Source organism: Bacillus sp. K7, assembly GCF_053903245.1.
Genome location: NZ_CP096406.1, coordinates 3,667,781 through 3,690,475, shown reverse-complemented (window position 1 = coordinate 3,690,475; position 22,695 = coordinate 3,667,781). Strand labels below are relative to the sequence as shown.

The following is a 22,695-nucleotide window of genomic DNA, read 5'->3' as shown; positions in this document are numbered from 1 at the left end:
AACGTCTGTTCAGTCCTTCAACTATGGCTTGAGAACCAAAACGCGTGTGACGCTGGATCAAATACTGAATACCAAAACAAAAGCTGACCTATATAGCTATATCAAAAACAGGACACGCTGTTTTGCCCTGATGTAAAGAAAGAGGATATTGTCCTTAACAGGATACAATGTTTACCTTTACGAAAAACGGAATCGCCATTCGGCCAATATGGCTTAGGGCCATATACCGCCGCCATCCTCTATTTTTCAATAATCAAAGAGCCATATCCGCAAAGGGATATGGCTCCATATTTCTACCACACAAACAGGCCGACAATCGCGGCACTTAGTAAAGATACCGCAATTCCGCTGACGAGCAGCTTCCACACGTTTTTCCCGATGACCGTTGACTTTTCGCCGTCAAGGATCGAGTTGTACGTGCCGTAAATCATGCCGACCGTACTGAAGTTGGCAAATGACGTCAGGAATGTCGTCGCCACCGCAACAGTATGAGGCGGAAGGGATGTGAGATTTTCTTTCAAGTCAAGCATCGCAACAAACTCGTTCGTTGCCAATTTCATTCCCATCAGCTGAGCGACATACATCGCATCGTGTACCGGCAGCCCAAGCAGGAATGCAAACGGGCTGAAGAGATAAGCGAAAATCGTCTGAATGGTCAGGCCGTGAACGAAAACGCCAAGAATGCCATTGACCGCTGACGTTAACGCGACATATCCGATTACCATTGCCAAAATGACGATCACCATGTTCATGCCGACAAGCATACTGTTAGAAATCGTAGAGAAAAAGTCTTTCTTCTCTTCTTTAGGCGGCGTATAGATGATATCTTCATCCTCCGGCACGTGAACAGGATTCAGCAGGTTTGCGATAATCAGCGCGTTTAAGCAGTTCAATGGAATCGCTGTAAACACGTATGTCGCCGGCACCATTGACAAGTAAGATCCAATAATGGAGCCGCTGATGCTGCTCATGCTCATTAAGCCGAATGTGAGCAGGCGGTTGTTGTTTAATACCGTAAGCTGCTGGCGGATGACCGCAAGTGCTTCTGTATTTCCCAAAAACATCATTTGAATAGAGAAAAAGCTCTCTAATTTCGGCAAGCGGGAAGCCTTTGAAATCAACCAGCCGATTTTATCAATCAGCCAAGGCAAAATGCCGAAATAGGTTAAAATATCAAAGAATGTGACGATAAAGATAATTGGAAGAAGTGCGCTAAAGAAAAAGTCTACTGTTTCATTCGCCATCACTGACGGAAAGACAAACGCGATACCGTCACTCGCACAAGCAATCAACCAAGTGAAGAAATCACCAATTTTACCGATGGTCCAGCCCCCGACTTTTGTTCCCAGCATAAACCAAGTAATCAGCAATTCCAGAACAATTAACGTAATGATCGGTCGCCACTTGATTTTCTTTTTCTGCGGAGAACATAGGAATACAACTGCCATAATCACAATGAGACCGACAAGGTTTAATAAAAAGTACATGATAGCAACTCCTATGAGGTTTATTTTGGAAACAAAAAAAGCTCTTATCCTTCACAAATTCTGGAAAAGCAGAAAGTGTGAAAAATAAGAGCAAACAGAAAAGAACATGTCCTTTTCAACTCGTTCAAATTTATTCAAACTTTCTTGTAGTCTAGTTTTTTACGGTTACTAGGTAGAAACAATCAGACCATATTACTGATCATATACAAGAATGTCTATTTTCTAAGTTGATAGCAGTATTTTATCCTTTCACTTTTTGAAAATCAACCTTTTTAACTATTTTCACAATAATAAAATTTATATTTTGAAATGAGAAAATAAAGGCAGGACATGTTGGATTGTTATGTTGAAATGATGTTGATGGGTAAAACCATTTGATCCGCGCGTTTTTTTTCTGTAACTGCTTTCTTTGATGGGAAGCGGGAAAATGCATATTTTAATCGGAATAGTCGGCCTCTGCTCCCCGTACATATGGAAAGGGGAAGAAAACAACCGAGAAGATTGTAAACGCTTTCGTCCTTAAAGTTGATGGAGAAAACGAAAGGAGCATCAATATGGGGAAAGTACTGTCATCAAGCAAGGAAGCCGCGGAGCTGATTCGTGATGGAGATATGCTGATCGCAGGGGGATTCGGGCTGTGCGGCATTCCTGAACAGCTCATTTTGGCGATCAGAGATCAGGGAGTCAAGGATTTAACCGTAGTCAGCAACAATTGCGGAGTCGATGACTGGGGGCTCGGTTTGCTTTTGGCTAACAGGCAAATCAAGAAAATGATTTCATCTTATGTCGGCGAAAATAAAATTTTTGAGCGGCAGTTTTTAAGCGGAGAGCTTGAGGTCGAGCTCGTTCCCCAAGGCACGCTCGCCGAGAGGATTCGCGCAGGCGGTGCGGGCATACCGGGATTTTACACGGCGACAGGGGTCGGCACTTCAATAGCAGAGGGAAAAGAACATAAAACATTCGGCGGGCGGCCGTATGTGCTGGAGCAAGGCATTACCGGCGACGTGGCGATTGTCAAAGCGTGGAAAGCGGACACCATGGGAAATTTGGTTTTTCGGAAAACGGCGAGAAATTTCAATCCCGTTGCCGCCATGGCAGGCAAGATCACGATTGCCGAGGCGGAAATCATCGTGGAAGCGGGAGAGCTCGATCCAGATCACATCCATACGCCGGGCATTTACGTACAGCATGTGGTGCTTGGCGCGAGCCATGAAAAACGGATTGAAAAGCGGACAGTCCGGCAAGCGGCGGGAAAGGGTGAGGCGAGATGAAAGAGGCGAGAAAACGAATGGTCAAACGGGCTGTACAAGAAATTAAGGATGGCATGAACGTCAACCTTGGGATTGGAATGCCGACGCTTGTCGCAAATGAGATACCCGATGGCGTTCACGTCATGCTTCAGTCAGAAAACGGCTTGCTCGGGATCGGCCCGTATCCTGTGGAAGGAATGGAAGACGCGGATTTGATCAATGCAGGAAAGGAAACAATCACTGAAGTCACGGGCGCTTCCTATTTTGACAGCGCTGAGTCATTCGCGATGATAAGAGGCGGGCATATCGATTTGGCTATCCTTGGCGGCATGGAGGTTTCTGAGCAGGGGGATTTGGCCAATTGGGTGATCCCCGGCAAAATGGTCAAAGGGATGGGAGGCGCCATGGATCTCGTCAACGGCGCGAAACGGATCGTTGTCATCATGGAGCATGTCAATAAGCATGGCGAGCCAAAGGTGAAAAAGACATGCTCTCTTCCGCTGACGGGGCAGAAAGTTGTTCACAGGCTGATTACGGATTTGGCTGTGTTTGATTTTGATCACGGCCGCATGACACTGACTGAACTTCAGGAAGGCGTCACAATGGATGAGGTTTATGAAAAAACAGAAGCCGATTTTGCTGTCAGTCAGTCTGTGCTCAAATCAAACGCTTGATATGAAAAAACACACTTGCTCCGCCAGGGAATCAAGTGTGTTTTTCTTTGCTTATTTCCAAACATCGTTCGCGATTTCAACCACATGGCGCAGCTTCGCCCATTGCTGTTCTTCAGTCAGCTTGTTGCCTTCTTCAGTGGAAGCGAATCCGCATTGAGGGCTGAGACACAGCTGGTCTAAGTTCACATAGCGGGACGCTTCTTCGATACGGCGTTTCACATCGTCCGGATGTTCAAGCTCACCGAATTTAGAGGTGACTAAGCCAAGGACAAGCTGAAGATCGGAGCGCTTCACATAACGGAGCGGTTCAAAGCCTCCTGAACGTGAATCATCGTATTCCAAGAACAGGCCGTCAAGATTCAAACCGTCAAAAATGGTTTCAGCTGCTGCGTCATAACCGCCTTCAGCTGTCCAAGTGGACTGGAAGTTGCCGCGGCAAATGTGCATTGTCACCGTCAGGTCATCCGGGCGGTCCGCAATCGCGTCGTTAATGGATTTTGCAAACAGCTGGCGAAGCTCGTCAGGCGTTGTTCCGAAGGCTTCAATTTGTTTTAAGCCTTTTTCAGATAAGAAAACAGCCCATGCTGTATCATCAAGCTGCAGGTAGCGGCAGCCTCTGTCATAAAACGCTTGAATGGCTTTTTTATATGCTTTGGATACATCGTGCTGGAAAAGCTGATAGTCGTTTTTGTATGCGTCCTTTTCAAGCTTTCCGCGGAAAAACAGCATATTTGGGCTTGGGATCGTCATTTTTGGTGTCGCATCACCGGCAATGCTATGGAGGAAAGAGTAATCTTCAAGCATTGGGTGAGTTGAAAAGTCGATATCACCTGTGACTTTAATGCCGCGTGCTTTTGTCTGTACGTTATGGAATTGAATGCCTTGCTCAGGAATAAACGGCTCAACCCCATCCAGATTTTCCAAGAAATCGAAATGCCACCACGCCCTGCGGAATTCACCGTCTGTCACGATGTTCAGGCCGGTTTCCTTCTGTTTTTCCACAATGCGGATGATTTCATCGTTTTCAATTTGGCGGAGCTGCTCAGCTGTAATCTCGCCAGCCGCTTTTTGCAGACGCGCTTTTTTAACGGGCTCAGACCTCAGCAGGCTTCCAACTTGATCCGCGCGAAACGGCGGCTTTTTTCTTTGGAGTGAATTTTGTTCTGTGTGTGTTGTTTGTTGTGGCATGTTGTCCATTCCTTCTTTCCATTCGAATATAAAAAAGCTCTTCCTTGGGATAAGGAAGAGCTTGTGTGACAATCTCAACCTTATCTTTAAGAGCAATCATTGCTCTAAAGGATTTAGCACCATTCTGTTAAACAGCGGTTGCCGGGTATCGCAGGGCCAGTCCCTCCACCTCTCTTGATAAGGAAAACCTTTTTATGAAATTTTCTGATGATATCTATTATTCACACATTTTCTGTTTCTGTCAATGATAGATTATCTCCACACATCGTTGGCGATGTCGATGACGTGGCGCAGCTTTGCCCATTGCTGCTCTTCTGTCAACAGATTGCCTTCTTCCGTAGAGGCGAAACCGCACTGCGGGCTGAGGCACAGCTGGTCCAAGCTGACAAAGCGCGCCGCTTCATTGATTCGGCGCTTCACATCCTCGGGATTTTCCAACTCGCCGTATTTTGATGTAATCAAGCCGAGCACAATTTGCAGATCCTTGCGTTTCACGAAACGGAGCGGATCAAAATTTCCTGAGCGGTCATCATCATATTCCAAGAACAGGCCGTCTAAGTGTAAGCCGTCCAAAATCGTTTCCGCTACAGCGTCATAGCCTCCTGATGCCGCCCAAGTCGACTTGAAGTTGCCGCGGCAAATGTGCATTGTGATTGTTAAATCATCAGGCCGGTCTGCCACTGCATCGTTAATCGTTTTGGCGAACAAGGCAGGCAATGTCTCAGGATCGCCGCCGAGGGCACGAACGACCTCTCTGCCTTTTTCCTCAAAGAAGAGAGACCATGACGTGTCATCTAGCTGAAGGTAGCGGCATCCAGCGTCATAGAAGGCGTTGATTGCTTTTTTGTACGCTTGGGCCAGATCATGAAAGTATTCCTCTTGGTCGTCATAAATTCCTTTATCGGCCTTTTCACCGAAAAACAGCATATTCGGGCTCGGAATCGTCAGCTTTGGTGTCGCATCGCCGGCAATCTTATGTAAAAATTGATAATCGGCAAGCGCTGGATGGTTCGTAAAATCGAGTTTTCCCGTCACTTTGATGCTGCGTGCTTTTGTTTTTACATTATGGAATTGAATCCCTTCAGCCGGGATGAACGGCTCCACACCGTCAAGCCCTTCGAGAAAATCATAATGCCACCAGGAACGGCGGAATTCACCGTCTGTTACCACATCGAGCCCGATTTCTTTTTGTTTTTCCACAATGCGGCTGATTTCCTTGTTTTCGATCTCACGAAGCTGTTCCGCCGTGATCTCGCCGGCCGCTTTTTTTAACCGGGCTTCTTTCACCGGAGCGGAGCGCAGTAAACTGCCGACATGATCGGCGCGGAAAGGAGCTTTGCGTTGTTTTTCTGTTTTTTGTCCTGCAACATTTGTTTGTTGAGCCATGTGATTCGCCTCTTTTCTGATATATGGTAAGCATGAAAAAAGCTCTTCCTTTGAGTAAGGAAGAGCTTGAATAATCAAATCTCCGCCTCATCTGCAAGAACGCAATGTTCTTAAGGATTTAGCACCATTCTGTTTAAAACAGCGGTTGCCGGGTATCATAGGGCCAGTCCCTCCACCTCTCTTGATAAGGTAAAACGTCATATTTACATTTCAATTATCTTAATATTAATACTTTTGGATTAATTGTCAACACTTTATCAGAAAATACTTTCGGATTTGTCGCTACATCATACGATATTAGCAGTTAGCAATGGGCGTGTAATTCAGCACATCCACCCCGTTTGCAATCTGCAAATGATAGGAATCCTATCCTTCAGCTGAGAATCATACCTCTACATGTTGACTCATAGATAAATGGATCATTGCTAAGTGATTGCGAATAGGAGGCGATCAGAAATACTGCTGGTTGTTCTTATAGTGAAAATGGAAAAGAAAAAAGCTGCGTGATTCAGCAGCCTTTTTGTTTGAATATCGTTTTAGGAAAGATGCATTCGGCGTTTATGGCGGATGGCGTCAAGGTCGATTAGGTTGTTTTGATGAGGTGCGGCTGCTGGCTGAGGGCTTGTCTTTTGCGGTTTGCGGCGATTGTCTTTGCTGAAAGAAAAAAGAAGATAGCCGCATAATGCGATGATAACAACTAGGATCATGTTACATACCTCCCAAAAAAGTTTTGGTATTCTCTATTGTACGGATAAATGGCCAAAAAGTATTCAAAAAATTCAAAATAAATCCAATGTTACATAGCTGCCCCTCTAAAACAGTCTAACCTGATAGCCTGAAAATAGTCTTATATCATGGTGATTTCTCTTGTTGATGATTGGTTCTATCGTTACTATCGACAGAAAAATAAATTCCTTTATATTACTTTTAACCTAAATTTATGTGATTCCAATTACCTGTTTTTGGATGGTCTTTTCGTGCTTGTTTGATGTATACCCTATTTTGCGCAATTGAACACAAAAAACCCAAATCACGGAGCATTTGGGTGGGACGAGGAAACGCAGATAGTGGTTTTGGGGAATGGGATGACTGATTAGAAGAAGCGTTTGAACATTTTTCTGATTTTTTGAAATGCGCTTGATTTCTTTTGTATGATAGGCGGACGGGTCATGAACCATTTTTTTAATAGACTTTTTGCAGCGATTGCATGTTTTGTCATTGTTTCTCCTCCTCAACCGTTGATACTTGTTTTACGGAGGACGCATGAGAAATGTTTCATTTTCACGTAAAAAACCAGTCCTTTTTTGGACTGGCTTTGGCATTAGGCATTATGCCTGTTCTTCAAACAGCTTTGCAATCTCAATGATGACGTTGACGGCTTTGACCATGTTATCGGCTGAAATGTATTCGAATTTGCCGTGGAAGTTTTCTCCGCCAGTAAAGATGTTTGGTGTCGGGAGTCCCATATAGGACAGCTGGGAACCGTCCGTTCCGCCGCGGATAGGAGAAATTTTTGGTTCGATGCCGAGGTTTTCCATCGCTTGCTTTGCAACGTTGACGATTTCGATGACAGGTTCGATTTTCTCTCTCATGTTGTAGTATTGATCATTCATATCAAGCTGAATTCGGTCTTGCCCGTATTCGCTTTGCAGTTCCTCAGCGACACGCTTCATCGTTTGTTTTCTGCTTTGGAAGTTCTCTTTGTCAAAGTCTCTGATAATGTAGTGCAGCTTTGTTTCCTCTACATCTCCTTGAATGGAGAGCAGGTGGTAGAATCCTTCATAGCCGTCTGTATACTCAGGCGCTTCGTCTGCCGGCAGCAGGCTGTTGAGCTTCATCGCAATTTTCGCGGAGTTGACCATTTTTCCTTTTGCGGTGCCGGGATGTACGTTGTTGCCTTTGACTGTGATTTTTGCGGCAGCGGCATTGAAGCTTTCGTATTCAAGCTCGCCAAGCGGGCCGCCGTCAACTGTATAGGCGAAGGACGCATTGAATCGTTTCACATCAAATTTGTGCGGCCCTCTTCCGATTTCTTCATCCGGCGTAAAGGCGACTCTGATGGTGCCGTGTTTGATTTCAGGGTGTTTGATGAGGTAATCCATGGCTGTCATGATTTCGGCAACCCCGGCTTTATTGTCCGCGCCGAGCAGGGTTGTGCCGTCTGTGGTGATGAGTGTGTGGCCTTTATAGCCAGTTAGCTCTGGGTATTGATTAGGTGACAGGATGACCTGCAGCTTTTCGTTCAGAACGATGTCTTTTCCATCATAGCTTTCAACGATTTGCGGATTGACATTTTTGCCAGTAAAGTCTGTGGCGGTGTCAACGTGGGCGAGAAAGCCGATTGTCGGCACGTCTTTATTTGTATTGGAGGGAAGAGTCGCCATGACATAGCCGTTTTCATCAATGGTTACGTCTTGCATGCCGATTGATTTCAATTCATCAACAAGCATATTTCCTAACGTCAATTGGCCGGGTGTGGAAGGGCAGGTGTCGACCGATTCATCAGACTGCGTATCGACTTTTACGTATGTAGTAAACCGTTTCATGATTTCTTCTTTCATTTCCAATCATCTCCTTTGTCTTATCTTATCATGGCGGGACGAGACATTTCTATTGCACAATACCGTTACGAATGGCAAACACGACTGCCTGTGTCCGGTCTTGGAATATAGGGGCTCATCGCCATGTCATCAAATCCTTTCTGCATGAAGCATAGCGAATATCGGACAAGAAAACGTCAACCGGCAGATTGATTTTTCAGATGCTATACTTGTTCGCGCTGCATAAAGTCATGTAACATGGCGTGAAAGTGCTGAATGTCCTCGTTGTTTCTTTTCCACATCATAAACGTCTGGGACGCCGGCAATTTAAGTTGCGGGGGCGTGCTGACAGCCATCAGCTTTTTTTCTGCCTCTTCCCGCTTGATGATGTAGGTGGGGAGGAATGATGCCCCCATTCCCGCTTTTATCATATGGACAGCCGTATCAATCTGCCCGGCAGCCATCGTTTGAAGGTGAGGGTAATGTGAACGGATGTTGTATAAAAAAGCATCCTCATATGCAGGGTGATCATGCGTGAGAAGCCGAAAATGGCTGAAGACAGAAGCAGCATCAGCAGTCGTGTTTTCCTGGAAAGGAGCCGCCAAACACAGCGTGCCTTCGCATATGTGCTGATAATAGAGCGTGTTTGCGTTCGGATCTTTCCGCGACAAACCAATATCAGCTTCATTTTGTTCCACCGCTTTTTTGATCTCATCAGATCCAGCCACATGAGTTGAAAGTTCAACATGCGGGTGTTTTTGGATATAAGCCGGGAGAAAACGAGGCAAGATATAGGACGCAATGTAGGGATGGACGGCCAGTGTAAGTGAACGGCTGTATCCTTGCTTCCATTGGCTGACTTTTTGCTTTCCCGCTTGGTATACATGGATCATTTCTTTGGCATAAGGCAGAAACAGCCTGCCTTCGTCAGTCAGGACGACGCGTCTCCCGGGATGCAAAAACAGCCGCATGTCCAGTTCATTTTCTAATTTTCGTATATGTTGAGAAACAGCCGGCTGGGTGAGGTAAAGACGCTCAGCCGTTTCTCTGAAGTTCTCTGATTCCGCTGCGACGATAAAGGTTTGCAGCCATTTTAAATCCATAACTTATCTCCTTCACTGCAAGTAATCAATAACAAATTGTTAAGTGAACATACGCATTTGCTTTTCACTGATTATACATCCATTCGTTTAGTATACCTATAGAATGAGAAAATAGAGAGAGGGATTCATATATGAACATATACGTAGAAGCAAATCCGTATTTACATGACAAGTTTTCAAAATACACTGATGAAAAATATAAAAGAGAAGGGAATCCATTTGTATCCTTTCCGATTCGTTTTGAGGACGTCCCGCCCGGCGCAAAGACGCTCGCGCTTACTTTCATTGATCATGACGCCATTCCCGTATGCGGATTCAGCTGGATTCACTGGACAGCGGCAAACATTCCGGCGCGCATCGCAGAGCTTCCTGAGCATGCGAGCGAGGAAAGACAGGACTTGATGATACAAGGGCAAAACAGCTTTGCTTCACCGCTTGCGGGAAGCTGCAATCCAAAGGTGATTCATCAGTATTGCGGGCCGACACCGCCTGACAAGGATCATGCTTACACGCTGACGGTCTATGCTTTAGACACAGAGCTGAATCTTCAGCAGGGCTTTTATATGAATCATCTCTATCAGGAAATGAAGGGGCACATTCTCGCTGAGACCTCTATTGAAATACTGGCAAGGGTGTAAGAAGAATATGAACAAATGATTAATAAACGATTAAACTTCTTGAAAATGGATGTGGAAAGCTTCTGAAAACTTTATAATAGTAAACAATACATTCTCTTTAGGAGGTTATACATCATGGCAATACTTGTTACAGGCGGCGCTGGCTACATCGGAAGCCACACATGTGTTGAATTATTAAATAGCGGCTATGAGATTGTCGTTCTAGATAATCTGTCGAATAGTTCGGCTGAGGCGCTGAACCGCGTCAAGGAGATTACAGGAAAAGATGTAACGTTCTATGAAGCGGATCTATTGGACCGGGAAGCGGTAGAAACAGTCTTTGCGGAAAACGAGATTGAAGCTGTGATTCACTTTGCGGGGTTAAAAGCGGTCGGTGAGTCTGTTGCGATTCCGCTCAAATATTATCATAATAATCTCACAGGAACGTTTATGTTATGTGAGGTCATGGAGAAATACGGTGTTAAAAAAATCGTGTTCAGTTCGTCCGCGACAGTCTACGGCATTCCGGAAACATCGCCGATTACGGAGGACTTTCCATTAGGCGCGACCAATCCTTATGGACAGACAAAGCTGATGCTGGAACAAATTTTGCGTGATCTATATAAAGCCGACAATGAGTGGAGCGTTGCGCTTCTTCGTTACTTTAATCCGTTCGGCGCGCATCCAAGCGGACGGATCGGTGAAGACCCGAACGGCATTCCGAATAACCTCATGCCATATGTGGCGCAGGTAGCGGTAGGCAAGCTGGAGCAATTAAGCGTATTCGGAAATGACTATCCGACAAAAGACGGGACAGGCGTACGCGATTATATTCATGTCGTTGACCTCGCAGAAGGCCATGTCAAAGCGCTGGAAAAAGTATTGAACACCACAGGAGCCGAAGCGTACAACCTCGGAACAGGCACAGGCTACAGCGTGCTAGAAATGGTCAAAGCCTTTGAAAAAGTGTCAGGAAAAGAGGTTCCGTACCGTTTTGCGGACCGCCGCCCTGGAGACATTGCGACCTGCTTCGCAGATCCTGCAAAAGCCAAGCGGGAACTGGGCTGGGAAGCAAAACGCGGCCTTGAGGAAATGTGCGCCGATTCCTGGAGATGGCAGTCTTCTAATGTGAATGGGTATAAGAGTGCGGAATAAGAATGGAAGGCCTTCTCTTTTGAGAAGGCCTTTTTAGAGAAAAAGGGCGCCAGCTAAGGCGCCCTTGTCAGCTATTATTTGATTTTCACAATGACATCATTGCTGAATTTGAGTTTCCAAGTTCCTTTTGCGTAAGCTTCCTTGTCAACTTCAAATGCTTTCACACCTGTTACTTTAATATTAGGGTTTAAATCACTCAAAATTTTAGAGTTATTAACTTTTGTCTCTGTTGCATAGGTCGAAGAAGCATCAATATCAGAATCATAAGAAGTGCCATCGGCATCTACTAATTTAACAGTTGGAATTGAAAAAGAGCTTATCGGCTTTTTAGATACGTTTTTGATCGTATATTGAACAGCTACAATCGTACCTCCATCAGATGCTTTCTTTTCAATGTATTGAGTTCCGACAGTATCTCTGTCCTCTACTTTCGTAACTGTCACTTCAGTTTTTTCAGTTTTTACAGCATCGCCGATATTGTATGTTTTTTCAGTTTTGGCTTTGCTGCTGCTAGATGTTTTGGAAGTGGCTTCTGAATCGCCTCCGCCGCCAACAACATTACCAATAATAATGATGACTACAACTGCGAGAATAAACGTAATGATTTTATGTCGCATAAAAAAGTTACGTTGATCCTTACCGCAGTTAGGACATTTTTTTACACCCTTTGCAATTTCTTGTCCGCAAGCTTTACAGGGAACTAGTTTTCCTGCCATTATATTTCCTCCTATGTATTAAATGTACAAAATATATGTACTATAATGCCTATAATATTTCACTAAGTCAATATAAAATTATGAATTTATTATATAAATTCTCATTTTATAGCTATTTTTACTTGTAAAATATATGCTTTTTTTCTTATCGGACATATCTATTATTTATTAATAGAAAATGCTTTTTCACACCTTCATCAAAGAAAATCTCCGCAAATACCCCTTGAACCAATTCACACCGTCCCTTATAATGCTAATATTGGAAAGTAAAGAAGATATGATAAAAACAATGGTTTTCTAGGGTTCCGCAATGCATATTGGACTGTGACCGAGAGAAAACACATAACAGCCTTGCTGTTGTGACACGGTGGGATAAAAGCCCAGGAGTTTCTGCTCTTTTTGCGAGAGCGTACTCCTGGGTTTTTTTGTTGATACTATCTGGAGAAGGAGTGTTTTCGTGATGAAAAAAAGAATACTGGATGTGCTTATGCTTGTGATTGGCGCTTTTTTCTTCGCGCTTGCGGTGAATTTGTTTGCGATTCCCAATGACCTTGGGGAAGGCGGGGTCACAGGGATTACGCTGATCTTGTATTATGTATTTGAATGGTCTCCTGGGATAACGAACTTTATCTTAAATGCGTTTCTGCTTTTAATCGGCTACAAGTTTCTGGACGGTAAAACCACTGTCTATACCATCATTGCCGTAGCGGCGAATTCGCTATTCCTCCATCTGACACACGGGTGGAGCACGCCGTCTGATGAATTGATCATCAATACGATTTTCGCGGGTGTATTTGCGGGAATCGGTATTGGCATGATCATTCGTGTCGGCGGGACGACAGCCGGTTCTGCGATTCTGGCGAGAATCGCAAATAAATATTTAGACTGGAATATCAGCTATGCGCTCTTGTTCTTTGATTTAATTGTGGTATTCAGCTCTTATTTTATTATTGGTGCGGAAAAAATGATGTTTACGATCGTGATGCTGTACATCGGTACGAAAGTGATGGACTTCATTATTGAAGGCTTGAATACGAAAAAAGCGATTACGGTCATTTCGGAACATAAGAGTGAGATTTCAGAGCAAGTAAATACCTTGATGGATCGGGGCGTGACGATTTTATCAGGGAAGGGGAGCTATACGGGCCAGTCAAAAGAGATTTTGTATATCGTCATTAACAAACAGGAGCTGTCCATGCTGAAGAAAATCATCAGAAGCTGCGACAAAAAAGCGTTTGTGATCGTTCATGACGTACGTGATGTGTTTGGCGAAGGGTTTGTTGATATATCGAAATAAAGAAAATCCCTCTGCGCGGAAGCAGAGGGATTTGTTCGTTTAGAATGGATACTTGCGGTATTGCTTCTGTATCGAAATCCATTTTGTCACGGTAAACTCCTCGACCACCCAAGGGTTTCCGAAGCGGCCGACACCGCTTGCTTTGTTTCCGCCAAAGGCGATGTTCGGCGAATCATTGACAGACTGATCGTTGACATGGGTCATGCCGCTGTCAATTTGCAGGGCGAATGTTTCACCTTTTTCTAAATCAGAAGTGAAGACCGCCGAGCTGAGCCCGTATTCAGTATCATTTGCCATATCAATCGCTTCCTGATCGCTGGAGGCTTTGATAATGGTGGCGATCGGGGCGAACAGCTCGGTTTGGGCGATTTTGCTGTTGTTGTCAGCGCCGACGAAAACATACGGTGTGAGTACGTTTCCGACGCGTTTGCCTTCAACCGCAAGCTCGATGCCGTCTGCTTTTGCCTGCTCAATGATTTCCAGCGCTTTCTCGATTTGGCCCTCGTTGATCAGCGGGCCGACTACGGTTTTCGGATCGGTTTGATCGCCGTACGGGAGCTGTTTGACACGGGCGGTGAATTTTTCAACAAACTCATCATACACATCTTGGTGAACGATGATCCTGTTGATAATCATACAGATTTGTCCTTGGTGAATAAACTTCCCGAAAATCGCTGCGTCTACAGCACGATCGACATCCGCGTCTGAAAGGACGGCAAATGGGTTGTTGCCGCCGAGCTCAAGAGCCATTCGCTTGAAGTCGCGCCCGGCGATTTCACCGATGTGGCGTCCGACCGCGGTTGATCCCGTAAAACTGATTAATCTAGGGATTGGATTTGTCAGCATGCCGTCACCGATTTCTTTTAAGTCCGTCAACATGACATTAAGGATACCCGCAGGAAGACCGGCGTGTTCGAACGCTTTCGCAATGATCGTTCCGCCGGAAAGAGCGGTTTGAATATCAGGCTTGTGAACAATGCTGTTTCCTAGCGCGATTGCGGGAGCAATTGTTCTCATTGATAAATTCATCGGAAAATTAAATGGAGAAATCGATGAAATCACGCCGAGCGGAAGGCGGTAAATCTTATTGATTTTTCCTTCAATATCAGATGGAACCTCTTTGATGCCGCCTAATTCACCGGTATACGTGATGGCTTCATCTATAATTGCAATGGTTTGTTCAAGCTCGATTGTGGCTTTAATAATGGTTCCGCCCGTTTCGCGGGAGATCATCATGATGATGTCATCACGATTTTCCTGTAAATAGCCGCGTGCTTTTTGCAGGACTGCTTTTCGGTCTTCCGTTGTGCTCTTGGCCCACTCTTTTTGCGCCCGCTGTGCAATGTCAAACGCATCCTCCAGCTGCTTGCTTGTTGCCAGAGATGCTGTTGTAATCACAGACTGGTCGTATGGATTCAAGATATCCTCCGTACGTCCGCTTTCTCCTTCTGTCCATTTTCCATTGATAAAACTTTTGTTTAACGCTTCTAAGTCCATTGATGATCATCCTCCTTTGGTCCTGCATTACTCTTCTATTTCCGTTGAGACCGATATGTAAACGAATCGGCTTTCCCTTTCAGTTTCTCCTTCCTGTGCCGGATATACGCTTTTTTATTGGAGAACCTGTGTGTTTCGCCTTATACTGGATATACAGATCCTTACATAAGAGAGGAGACCATATGAAATCGCTGCTGGCTATTTATCCCGGTTCAATTGTGTCTGAGGAGCTTTGCGTACAGGAAGGCTATTTATGTTTTTTTGATGAGAACAGCCAGAGATATATTTCCATTCCGAAAACAGAAATCAGCGAAAAAGAGATATTGCTGCTTCAGTCATTTTTGACGCCTGCGGATGAGATCAATCAAATGTCTTTGAAGTCGCCGGAAGAAAACAAGTGGTTCCAGTTTCTTTTTTCGAGAGGGGAAGTGCCGGCGAATATCAAGAAGCGGACGAGATTTGTTCATTTTCATTTGATCGGCAAAATAGAGCGGACGTCATTTGCGGAAGCGGTTCGCCATTTTTGGCCGGTGCCTTTTGTGATTGTGTGGATGCATGAGGACAGAGGCGTGATTGTCGAGCAGGAAAGCGAAGCGGCGGCGGGGAAGGATGAACTAGAATCGCTTGCTAAGGTTCTTGAGAGTGATTTCTACTTCAGTGTCCGTTTTTACGCTGGGAGATTTTATGAAACGGATGAAAGCCTTCGTACACATTACACCCGCGAACAGACGTATTTTCTCTTTGCTGAAAAACGGCTGCCTCAGATGCAGAGTATGACCTTTGAGGTCATTTTCCCCATTTTATTATTGGGAACAGAAAAAGAAAAGCTGAAAACGCAGCTCTCAGAAGAAGCTGAGCTTTTATTTGAAAATGAGCCTGAGCTGAGAAAGACCATCAAGCTCTATATTGAAAACAACTCAAATGTGACGTTAACGGCGAAACAGCTGCATCTGCACCGCAACAGCCTGCAATATAGAATTGATAGATTTATTGAGCGGTCGGGGATAGACATTAAAACATATAAAGGCGCGCTAGTCGCTTATTTTATCTGCCTGCAGAGCGAAGGTTCAGAATAAATTGGAAATCTGCACGAAAAATGGCTGCTGATTTTATGAACCCTGCCCATTTCAACGATATGGAAATGCTGTTACACTCGAATTAAGAAAGCGTTTACAAAAACAAGGGGGATATAAGATGGCTGAATTGCGGATGGAGCACATTTTTAAATATTATGATCAGAAGGAAGCGGCTGTTGATGACTTTAACCTTCACATTGCCGATAAGGAATTTATCGTATTCGTCGGCCCGTCCGGCTGCGGAAAATCAACGACGCTGCGGATGGTGGCAGGACTTGAGGAAATTACAAAAGGCGATTTTTATATTGAAGGAAAACGGGTAAATGATGTAGCGCCAAAGGACAGGGATATCGCGATGGTTTTTCAAAACTACGCGCTCTATCCGCATATGACGGTCTATGATAACATCGCATTCGGGCTGAAGCTTCGGAAAATGCCAAAGCCTGAAATCAAAAAAAGGGTAGAGGAAGCAGCTAAAATTCTCGGGCTGGAGGAATATTTGCACCGTAAACCGAAAGCGCTCTCAGGCGGACAGAGACAGCGGGTCGCGCTAGGCCGTGCGATCGTGCGGGATGCAAAGGTGTTCCTGATGGATGAGCCTTTGTCAAACCTTGACGCGAAGCTGAGGGTGCAAATGCGGGCGGAAATCATCAAGCTCCACCAGAGACTGCAAACCACAACGATTTACGTGACGCATGACCAGACAGAAGCGCTGACGATGGCGACACGGATCGTGGTCATGAAAGACGGAAAAATCCAGCAGATCGGGACGCCGAAGGATGTATACGAATTCCCTGAAAATGTGTTTGTCGGCGGTTTTATCGGATCACCGGCAATGAACTTTTTCAAAGGAAAGCTGACGGAGGGCGTCATCAAAATCGGTTCTGCTGCATTAACCGTCCCGGAAGGAAAAATGAAGGTGCTGCGTGAAAAGGGCTACATCGGGAAAGAGGTTATCTTCGGCATCCGTCCAGAGGATATTCATGATGAATTGGTTGTCGTGGAGTCATATAAGAATTCCTCAATTAAAGCGAAAATCAATGTCGCAGAGCTGCTTGGTTCTGAAATCATGATTTATTCGCAGATTGATCATCAAGATTTTATTGCGCGGATCGACGCCCGTCTAGATATTCAATCTGGGGATGAGCTGACGGTTGCGTTTGATATGAATAAAGGCCACTTCTTTGACAGTGAGACAGAAGTGAGAATTCGATAGGTTCAGAAAACCGGACATGGAGACATGTCCGGCTTTTTCTTTCTCTAAGGTTTACAGAAAAAACCGCAGCGGGTAGTGGTTGGTAAGAAAGGGGAGATAGAAATGTGGCATGCGGCAATGTGGGGCGGGATCTCAGGCTCTGCTGTTTTGCTGGGCGCGCTGGCGTCCATGTTTTTTTCGATTCGCAAACAGATCATCGGTTATATTATGGCTTTTGGCACAGGCGTATTAATTGGCGCGGCGGCTTACGAACTTCTCGGGGATGCAGTGGCTGAAGGCGGAATTGTATCGACAGGCGCCGGATTTATTGCGGGAGCGGTCGTTTTTACGATTTTTGATTACGCGGTTTCTAAAAGAGGCGCGTCACATAGAAAACGATCGGGACAAGCAGCTGCCAGCGGCGGAGGAATCGCCATTTTTATCGGAACCGTCATGGACGCTGTACCCGAATCGATTATGATTGGCGCTAGTCTTCTTGAGGAACAATCGGTCAGCCTCCTTTTGGTGATCGCTATATTTATCAGCAATATACCTGAAGGGCTGTCCAGTACAGCAGGCATGAAAAGCAGCGAGTATACGAGAAAGAAAATTTTGCTGCTTTGGGGCGCGGTGCTCATGATTTCAATTCTCGCTTCATGGTCAGGGTATTTCTTTCTCGACGGTGCTTCTGAAGAAGTAATGTCAGCAATCGCGGCGTTTGCAGGCGGGGGGATCATTGCGATGATTGCGTCGACGATGATGCCTGAGGCGTACGAAGACAGCGGCCCGATGACAGGGTTAATTGCAGCTCTTGGGCTGTTAACCTCGCTGGTTTTGAATCAGTTTTCTTAAATGTGAGCCGGCCATGCTTCCATGTCCGGTTTTTTAAGCTTGAAAATCCCAGAAAAAAACCGATGAAAAAGGAGGAAGAAATAGACAGAAAGCAGGAGAACGATGAAACGATTGATGGTAAGCATTTTTCTTTTGGGAAGCTGCTTGGCTCTTGCAGCTTGCGCTGATCAAGAGGCGAACGCGGAGCAGGAGATGCCGAAAGCGGAACAACAGAAACCGGAAGAAAAAACAGTACATGTTCAGAAAAAAGAAGAAGATACATCCACATGGATCAAAACAGAGAAACCGGCAAAGCTGCCGATTTTGATGTACCACAGCATTTCCTCTGGAAACAGCCTCCGTGTCCCAAAGGGAGAATTCGAAGCGCATATGAAGTGGCTGCACGATAACGGCTATCAGACAGTAACGCCAAAAGAGGCATATCTTATGCTGACGCAGGATAAAAAACCGAGTGAGAAATGCGTATTGATCACGTTTGATGACGGATACACCGACAATTACGAGGACGCGTATCCGGTGCTGAAAAAGTACGGGATGAAGGCGACGATTTTTATGATCGGCAAATCGATCGGACGTAAGCATCATCTGACAGAGGACCAAATGAAAGAAATGGCGCAGAACGGCGTATCAATTGAAAGCCATACAATTGACCACCTTGAACTGAACGGGTTATCGCCTGAACAGCAGTACAGTGAGATGGCTGATTCGAAAAAGCTGTTTGACAACATGTTTCATCAGGAAACCTCCATGATCAGCTATCCGGTAGGGCGCTACAATGAGGAGACGCTGAAGGCAGCCGAAGAAACGGGCTATCAAATGGGTGTGACGACAGAACCGGGCGCGGCATCGAGAGACCAGGGAATGTACGCCCTCCACCGAGTGCGCGTATCTCCGGGCATGTCAGGCGCGTCATTTGGCGCGTACATCGAATCGATGAAATGAAAAAAGGCGGCGCTTAAACGCCGCCGTCTCCTCCTCCGCCACATCCGGAATCGCTGAAGCCTCCGTCATTGCCGCATCCATTATGGTGCGAGCCATGATCTGAATAACCGAAAAAACCACTGTCCGCCTGCTGGCGGCTTTTGTTTTCCGAGGGCTGCGGCTGTATGACTGAAAGAAAAACGATAATAGTTATAATCAATAAGATGATCACAATCACTTCTCATCACTCCCTTTTTTCACCATATCTGTTATACGGATGAAGTGGAGATCGGTTTCACTTCAAAGAGATTGATTCTTTCAGCCGGTCTCTGAGCCAGCGCTTCAGCACCCCGTGCCCTTTATTTGACAATAATGTGCTGACACGCCAATACATAGGGGGATGTGGTGCGAACTGAAAATCAATGAACCTGAAAAGCCAGCTTTTATCGCGGGTGAGAGAGTCGATCTGAAGCTCGTCTTCATCTGCCTCAGCGCTGTAGGCGCTTTGTTTCTGTATATCCTCATCCTGCCGAATCGCCAAGATCCTCAAGGCTTCGGCCATTTGGCTGTACCCGCCTTCCAGCAGTGATGCGCCAAGGTTGTCGGCGCGCACCTCCATCCATTGTGAACAAAAGGATTGATACAGCTGAAACAAAAGGATGATTGCCATAATGAAAGCCCAAAGCGCGATTTTGTAAGCCTCGGGGTGGGCGACATGCCGCTGAAATAAGAGGATGATGCCAACGACGGCTCCTAGATATAGAAAACGCAAAAGCTGTGACGACAGAACATCACGTTTTTTAATATGAATCGCTTCATGGGCCAGAACGCCTTCGATGACACGCTGCGGAAGTGTTAGTGTGGCGCTTGTCAGAATGACCATTGACCTTCCGACATTCATGCCGACTGCCATTCCGTTGTAATCATCACTCTCCGTTTCGTATATGCGGACATGAGGAATGCCTGCCTTGCGGTAAATCTTGTCGGCCGCTGCCTGTACATGCGGATGATGACAAGGCCTGGCGTCCATTGCCGCCCGCAAAACACGGTCTGACAGATACATGTTGAATACCCAGTACAGCATCACAGCACCGCCCATGATCCAAGGGGAGGCATGTAATGCGTATAACGCGAGCACCAATAGGGCGTAAGCTGATACGCCTTTTACGCTGGCGGCAAAATAAAGCTTCCCAAGCAGCCGCTTCACATTTTTTCTATGATAAAACGGCAAAACAGAAATCACAGTGTCCTCGTTGTTTTCTGAATCTGTGTATTCCCGGAGAATCGCTTTCCACCTTTGTGGTTCCTTCACCGTCAAAAACACCGTTTCACCGGGAAGAGACAGCTTCATGACCTGCTGAAAGCTTGTGGTCAGATCCAAACGGGATGAATACATCGTCAGAAGCGGGTGAAGCTTTAAGAGGTCAGCCGTTGATTCAAGCTGAATGTCTTTCAAATCAGTAAGCGGGTATGTACGGGTTTCATAACGAGAGCTAATGTGCAACTTTTCTAAGGACGCCGAATACAAAACGTTTACACTGAAGACATTCCATATTCGTTTCACCAGTGCCCCTCCGCCGGAAATCACGCCCAAAAGGATCACATATTTGAGGGGGCTTGAGTCGGGCCCATAGATGAAAAAAATAATGGCGCCCGCAAACACTGCGGCGGTCAGGGTGACGTCTGATAGGAGGCGTGTTTTGTTTCTGGCAAGCTCGATTTCCTGCCAGTCTCCCGTTGGTGTTTCCGCGCGCTTTGAGACAGTGAGATCCATGGCGGTCCAGTAACAGTAAAACATGGTCGCGATCGAGACAATGCCGTCCATGAATGATTGATGAGAGAAGGTATACACAGCAACACAAACCCAAAGAACGATATCGATCCAGAAGTCTATGACCGGAATGAGTTTTGCTGCCAGGGCTGATATCAAATAAAGTCCCAGCCCGAGAATCATATAGAGAAATAGATGTGTTCCCATAGGCATGCCAGAGTCCTTTCTATCTAGTATTTCCAACTATTACTATAGCATGGCACGGGAACTTGCAAAAACAGGAATATGCAAAAAAAGCAAGCTCTTTCGTTTGACGGAACTTGCTTGCGGTGCATCAATAAAACTGGTGAAGCAGCAATAAGGTTAAGGACACTGTAATCGCTCCCCCGATTCGGGTAGATACCTGGGCGAATGGCATGAGTTCAAGCCTTTCGGCGGCGCTTAAAATGGCGACGTCCCCGGTGCCGCCTTGTCCTGAGTGGCACGCATTGATAATGGCGGTCTCAATCGGATACATGTTCAGCCATTTTCCAGTGAAAAAGCCGACGCCCATCATGGTCACAACGACAGACAGAATGGTTATGATATTGCTGAGGTTAAAAGCGGCGACAAGCTTGTCCCACGGCGTCATGGACACCCCGATCGCAAAGAGCAGCGGGTAGGTCACAGCTGTTGAAAAGAAGCGGGACACCCCAAACGCGCCATTTTCAATTGAGGCTGGCGCCAACCTGAACAGTTTAATCAGAACAGCCAGTAACAGCATGGCAACCGGTGCCGGAAATCCAAAAAAGTCGTGAGCGAGCATGCCGACTAAGTATAAAGAAACAGCAAGAATACCGCCTGACGCAAATAAGGAGAGGTTGAACATTTGCTGTCCGCTTTGCGATTCCTCCAGCGCAGGGGGCTCTTCCTCGGATTGGTCCACTTTGCCGTTGCCTGTCCATTCCGGTCTTTTTTTCCCGATTCTGTTCAGCAGCCCCGAAAGAATGATCGCGCACAAGCTGCCCAGCATAATGGACGGCAGAACAAGTGCAAACGCTTCCCCTTGAGACATGGGCATGATGTCGGAATACCCGATGGACAGCGGGATAGCGCCTTCACCGACACCCCCGGCCATGATCGGAATGACGATGTACAGCAATGTGTGCTGAAATCCGAGCCCGAGTAATGTGCCGACAGCCAGTCCGACAATAGCGGCCGCGACAGAACCAACAATAAGCGGAATAAAGATTTTCATAAATGCTTTTACGAGTGTTTCTCTTTTCATGCCGAGGATGCTTCCGACGACAATCCCGGCGATAAATAAGTAAAGGAAGTTTGAGTTTTCTGTAAATTCTGTGGTGGATTTGACGATATCATTTGGCAGCAGGTGATAGTAGACGACAGCGGACGGAATAAACGTAGCTAGGATGGCCGGACCGCCGATAGAACGAACAATCGGTATCGATTTGCCGATTTGGGCAAAAGTAAACCCGAAAAATGCCATGACGGCAATGGATGTCAAGATGTCACTTTTTACATCGTGATGCATCACAAAAACAGTGATTAATATAAACAGCAAGGCATACACAGGAAGCGGTATGATGCCTACTTTTATATTCATGGCTCTCGCAAACCAATTCTCTTTTCGAACCCCTTCTTGAATTGTATCCGTTTGCAATTGCAGTTGTGTTTGAAGCTCTCCCATTGAAAAACCTCCCCTATTCTTGATGCAGTGAAATAGTTCACTACAATAAATATACTAAAAAATTGAAATTATTAATATATTAAAATTTTACTATTATACCTTTCGGGTTCTCCCGCTCCAAAGGAAAAGAGGCATTCTGACTAAAAATGGTCCATGACGGAGTGCTGAGAAACGAGTGCGGGTGCCGGATAAGCATTTTACTCGCAAGCAGCGGAGTGTTGATGTACGATGATAAAGGGTCATTTATCCTAGCAGCCGTCAAAAAACATCAACAAAATAGACA

The 22,695-nt window shown here is 45.7% G+C and carries 20 protein-coding genes, 1 pseudogene and 4 riboswitches; of the genes and pseudogenes, 9 read left to right on the top strand and 12 right to left on the bottom strand.

The window, feature by feature from the left end; translation table 11 throughout:
• Window positions 1-293 precede the first annotated feature (293 nt).
• Entirely contained in the window at window positions 294-1,487 is a 1,194-nt protein-coding gene (locus tag M1D98_RS18855) for a NupC/NupG family nucleoside CNT transporter (RefSeq protein ID WP_121643623.1), read from the bottom strand.
• Window positions 1,488-1,614: 127 nt separating this feature from the next.
• Window positions 1,615-1,716: riboswitch (purine riboswitch) on the bottom strand.
• Between the two features lie 325 nt (window positions 1,717-2,041).
• On the opposite strand from M1D98_RS18855, the gene M1D98_RS18850 reads away from it, so the two are divergent.
• Together M1D98_RS18850 and M1D98_RS18845 are read left to right on the top strand one after the other, a co-directional pair.
• A complete protein-coding gene (locus M1D98_RS18850; RefSeq protein WP_435576372.1) occupies window positions 2,042-2,758 on the top strand; it encodes a 3-oxoacid CoA-transferase subunit A in 717 nt (238 codons plus the stop codon).
• On the top strand, window positions 2,755-3,411 hold the full coding sequence (locus M1D98_RS18845) for a 3-oxoacid CoA-transferase subunit B (RefSeq protein WP_268538570.1): 657 nt from the start codon (window positions 2,755-2,757) through the stop codon (window positions 3,409-3,411). The genes M1D98_RS18850 and M1D98_RS18845 overlap by 4 nt, the downstream gene beginning before the upstream one ends.
• Before the next feature lie 51 nt (window positions 3,412-3,462).
• On the opposite strand, the gene M1D98_RS18840 is transcribed toward M1D98_RS18845, so the two are convergent.
• The 6 genes and pseudogenes from M1D98_RS18840 to M1D98_RS18815 form a co-directional block, all read right to left on the bottom strand.
• Complete coding sequence (locus tag M1D98_RS18840) at window positions 3,463-4,599, bottom strand: 5-methyltetrahydropteroyltriglutamate--homocysteine S-methyltransferase (protein WP_456279852.1); 1,137 nt, start codon at window positions 4,597-4,599, stop codon at window positions 3,463-3,465.
• A gap of 77 nt (window positions 4,600-4,676) precedes the next feature.
• Window positions 4,677-4,783: riboswitch (SAM riboswitch) on the bottom strand.
• 68 nt (window positions 4,784-4,851) lie between these two features.
• Complete coding sequence (locus tag M1D98_RS18835) at window positions 4,852-5,985, bottom strand: 5-methyltetrahydropteroyltriglutamate--homocysteine S-methyltransferase (protein ID WP_039075283.1); 1,134 nt, start codon at window positions 5,983-5,985, stop codon at window positions 4,852-4,854.
• A gap of 84 nt (window positions 5,986-6,069) precedes the next feature.
• Window positions 6,070-6,176: riboswitch (SAM riboswitch) on the bottom strand.
• 345 nt (window positions 6,177-6,521) lie between these two features.
• Window positions 6,522-6,775: pseudogene (locus M1D98_RS18830) on the bottom strand (hypothetical protein).
• 303 nt (window positions 6,776-7,078) lie between these two features.
• Window positions 7,079-7,204, bottom strand: coding sequence for a hypothetical protein (locus M1D98_RS18825; protein ID WP_052245596.1), 126 nt, complete (start codon window positions 7,202-7,204; stop codon window positions 7,079-7,081).
• A gap of 109 nt (window positions 7,205-7,313) precedes the next feature.
• A complete protein-coding gene (pepT, locus tag M1D98_RS18820; protein WP_456279851.1) occupies window positions 7,314-8,546 on the bottom strand; it encodes a peptidase T in 1,233 nt (410 codons plus the stop codon).
• 203 nt (window positions 8,547-8,749) lie between these two features.
• Window positions 8,750-9,628, bottom strand: a complete 879-nt coding sequence (locus tag M1D98_RS18815) for a LysR family transcriptional regulator (protein ID WP_456279850.1) — start codon at window positions 9,626-9,628, stop codon at window positions 8,750-8,752.
• A gap of 131 nt (window positions 9,629-9,759) precedes the next feature.
• On the opposite strand from M1D98_RS18815, the gene M1D98_RS18810 reads away from it, so the two are divergent.
• Both M1D98_RS18810 and galE read left to right on the top strand, forming a co-directional pair.
• Window positions 9,760-10,266, top strand: a complete 507-nt coding sequence (locus M1D98_RS18810; protein WP_121643616.1) for a YbhB/YbcL family Raf kinase inhibitor-like protein — start codon at window positions 9,760-9,762, stop codon at window positions 10,264-10,266.
• Window positions 10,267-10,380: 114 nt separating this feature from the next.
• Entirely contained in the window at window positions 10,381-11,400 is a 1,020-nt protein-coding gene (galE, locus tag M1D98_RS18805) for a UDP-glucose 4-epimerase GalE (protein WP_268522622.1), read from the top strand.
• 74 nt (window positions 11,401-11,474) lie between these two features.
• Here galE and M1D98_RS18800 read toward each other — a convergent pair whose 3' ends face one another.
• A complete protein-coding gene (locus M1D98_RS18800; protein ID WP_268527278.1) occupies window positions 11,475-12,017 on the bottom strand; it encodes a DUF4352 domain-containing protein in 543 nt (180 codons plus the stop codon).
• A 385-nt stretch (window positions 12,018-12,402) separates the two neighbouring features.
• Window positions 12,403-12,505, top strand: a riboswitch (guanidine-I (ykkC/yxkD leader).
• A gap of 71 nt (window positions 12,506-12,576) precedes the next feature.
• On the opposite strand from M1D98_RS18800, the gene M1D98_RS18795 reads away from it, so the two are divergent.
• Window positions 12,577-13,413 carry a YitT family protein gene (locus M1D98_RS18795; protein ID WP_121643613.1) on the top strand — a complete coding sequence of 279 codons (837 nt, stop codon included), beginning with the start codon at window positions 12,577-12,579 and terminating at the stop codon, window positions 13,411-13,413.
• 39 nt (window positions 13,414-13,452) lie between these two features.
• Here the strand turns inward: M1D98_RS18795 and M1D98_RS18790 are convergent, their stop codons facing one another.
• Window positions 13,453-14,910: an aldehyde dehydrogenase family protein gene (locus tag M1D98_RS18790; protein WP_456279849.1), complete on the bottom strand. Its 1,458-nt coding sequence runs from the start codon at window positions 14,908-14,910 to the stop codon at window positions 13,453-13,455.
• A gap of 182 nt (window positions 14,911-15,092) precedes the next feature.
• Here M1D98_RS18790 and M1D98_RS18785 point away from each other — a divergent pair, with 182 nt between their 5' ends.
• From M1D98_RS18785 to M1D98_RS18770, 4 genes are all read left to right on the top strand, one after another.
• The gene (locus M1D98_RS18785) at window positions 15,093-15,986 is read left to right on the top strand and encodes a PucR family transcriptional regulator (protein ID WP_268538564.1); all 894 of its coding nucleotides are present in this window, start codon (window positions 15,093-15,095) and stop codon (window positions 15,984-15,986) included.
• Between the two features lie 118 nt (window positions 15,987-16,104).
• Window positions 16,105-17,202: a maltodextrin ABC transporter ATP-binding protein MsmX gene (msmX, locus tag M1D98_RS18780; protein WP_039075051.1), complete on the top strand. Its 1,098-nt coding sequence runs from the start codon at window positions 16,105-16,107 to the stop codon at window positions 17,200-17,202.
• A 102-nt stretch (window positions 17,203-17,304) separates the two neighbouring features.
• Complete coding sequence (locus M1D98_RS18775) at window positions 17,305-18,033, top strand: ZIP family metal transporter (protein WP_456279848.1); 729 nt, start codon at window positions 17,305-17,307, stop codon at window positions 18,031-18,033.
• A 102-nt stretch (window positions 18,034-18,135) separates the two neighbouring features.
• Window positions 18,136-18,975: a polysaccharide deacetylase family protein gene (locus M1D98_RS18770; RefSeq protein WP_268538563.1), complete on the top strand. Its 840-nt coding sequence runs from the start codon at window positions 18,136-18,138 to the stop codon at window positions 18,973-18,975.
• Window positions 18,976-18,988: 13 nt separating this feature from the next.
• On the opposite strand, the gene M1D98_RS18765 is transcribed toward M1D98_RS18770, so the two are convergent.
• The 3 genes from M1D98_RS18765 to cimH all read right to left on the bottom strand — a co-directional run bounded on the left by M1D98_RS18765 (window position 18,989) and on the right by cimH (window position 22,412).
• Entirely contained in the window at window positions 18,989-19,192 is a 204-nt protein-coding gene (locus M1D98_RS18765) for a hypothetical protein (protein ID WP_268538562.1), read from the bottom strand.
• A 57-nt stretch (window positions 19,193-19,249) separates the two neighbouring features.
• Window positions 19,250-20,938 carry a M56 family metallopeptidase gene (locus M1D98_RS18760; protein WP_268559002.1) on the bottom strand — a complete coding sequence of 563 codons (1,689 nt, stop codon included), beginning with the start codon at window positions 20,936-20,938 and terminating at the stop codon, window positions 19,250-19,252.
• 121 nt (window positions 20,939-21,059) lie between these two features.
• The gene (gene cimH, locus M1D98_RS18755) at window positions 21,060-22,412 is read right to left on the bottom strand and encodes a citrate/malate transporter CimH (RefSeq protein WP_268538561.1); all 1,353 of its coding nucleotides are present in this window, start codon (window positions 22,410-22,412) and stop codon (window positions 21,060-21,062) included.
• Window positions 22,413-22,695: the final 283 nt, after the last annotated feature.

Coding starts and splice junctions, on each gene's coding strand:
- galE (WP_268522622.1), top strand. CDS start 10,381: ATGGCAATACTTGTTACAGGCGGCGCTGGCTACATCGGAAGCCACACA.
- M1D98_RS18770 (WP_268538563.1), top strand. CDS start 18,136: ATGAAACGATTGATGGTAAGCATTTTTCTTTTGGGAAGCTGCTTGGCT.
- M1D98_RS18835 (WP_039075283.1), bottom strand. CDS start 5,985: ATGGCTCAACAAACAAATGTTGCAGGACAAAAAACAGAAAAACAACGC.
- M1D98_RS18845 (WP_268538570.1), top strand. CDS start 2,755: ATGAAAGAGGCGAGAAAACGAATGGTCAAACGGGCTGTACAAGAAATT.
- M1D98_RS18825 (WP_052245596.1), bottom strand. CDS start 7,204: ATGACAAAACATGCAATCGCTGCAAAAAGTCTATTAAAAAAATGGTTC.
- M1D98_RS18815 (WP_456279850.1), bottom strand. CDS start 9,628: ATGGATTTAAAATGGCTGCAAACCTTTATCGTCGCAGCGGAATCAGAG.
- M1D98_RS18810 (WP_121643616.1), top strand. CDS start 9,760: ATGAACATATACGTAGAAGCAAATCCGTATTTACATGACAAGTTTTCA.
- M1D98_RS18775 (WP_456279848.1), top strand. CDS start 17,305: ATGTGGCATGCGGCAATGTGGGGCGGGATCTCAGGCTCTGCTGTTTTG.
- M1D98_RS18855 (WP_121643623.1), bottom strand. CDS start 1,487: ATGTACTTTTTATTAAACCTTGTCGGTCTCATTGTGATTATGGCAGTT.
- msmX (WP_039075051.1), top strand. CDS start 16,105: ATGGCTGAATTGCGGATGGAGCACATTTTTAAATATTATGATCAGAAG.
- cimH (WP_268538561.1), bottom strand. CDS start 22,412: ATGGGAGAGCTTCAAACACAACTGCAATTGCAAACGGATACAATTCAA.
- M1D98_RS18795 (WP_121643613.1), top strand. CDS start 12,577: ATGAAAAAAAGAATACTGGATGTGCTTATGCTTGTGATTGGCGCTTTT.
- M1D98_RS18760 (WP_268559002.1), bottom strand. CDS start 20,938: ATGCCTATGGGAACACATCTATTTCTCTATATGATTCTCGGGCTGGGA.
- M1D98_RS18790 (WP_456279849.1), bottom strand. CDS start 14,910: ATGGACTTAGAAGCGTTAAACAAAAGTTTTATCAATGGAAAATGGACA.
- M1D98_RS18840 (WP_456279852.1), bottom strand. CDS start 4,599: ATGCCACAACAAACAACACACACAGAACAAAATTCACTCCAAAGAAAA.
- M1D98_RS18850 (WP_435576372.1), top strand. CDS start 2,042: ATGGGGAAAGTACTGTCATCAAGCAAGGAAGCCGCGGAGCTGATTCGT.
- M1D98_RS18800 (WP_268527278.1), bottom strand. CDS start 12,017: ATGCGACATAAAATCATTACGTTTATTCTCGCAGTTGTAGTCATCATT.
- M1D98_RS18785 (WP_268538564.1), top strand. CDS start 15,093: ATGAAATCGCTGCTGGCTATTTATCCCGGTTCAATTGTGTCTGAGGAG.
- pepT (WP_456279851.1), bottom strand. CDS start 8,546: ATGAAAGAAGAAATCATGAAACGGTTTACTACATACGTAAAAGTCGAT.